The organism is Gilvimarinus sp. 1_MG-2023, from assembly GCF_030548285.1.
On sequence record NZ_JAUOSC010000075.1, the window covers coordinates 1 to 538 of the forward strand.

Sequence of the window (538 nt, forward strand, 5' to 3'; positions counted from 1 at the left end):
GCCCGTGAACTGACCCAAAAGCTGGATCATGAGCCAAGCGCTGAAGAGATCGCCTTGCTGATGGACAAGCCGGTAGCCGATGTAAAACGGATGCTGAAGCTGAATGAGCGAGTTACTTCGGTGGATACGCCATTGGCTGGTTCACCCGACAAGTCCTTGCTGGATACCATTGCTGATGAGCGCAGTGCTGATCCTGGTGAAGAGCTGCAGAAAAACGATATCCAGAACAATCTGGAACACTGGATTGATGAGCTGCCAGAAAAACAACGGGAAGTGTTATCCCGTCGTTTCGGGCTGCGAGGTCATGATATCAGCACGCTGGAAAAGGTTGGTCATGAGATCGATCTGACCCGTGAACGAGTACGCCAGATTCAGGTTGAAGGGTTAAAACGCCTGCGCGATATCATGGAAGGTCAGGGATTGAATGCCGAGACCCTGTTCGGCGAAGCCTGACACGCCGCCCCTGACACTCGTTCGTCGTACCGCCTGCGGTGAGCGAATGACAGGGGCAGTTCAAGCCATTCAGCCTGGCAATGGC

General features: G+C 53.9%; 1 protein-coding gene. It reads left to right on the forward strand.

The genetic code is table 11. The annotated features are described in order from the left end of the window. Window positions 1–453, forward strand: a 453-nt coding sequence (locus Q4563_RS15740) for a sigma-70 domain-containing protein (RefSeq protein WP_303605134.1), incomplete at its 5' end; no start/stop codon positions are given. Between the last annotated feature and the right edge of the window lie 85 nt (window positions 454–538).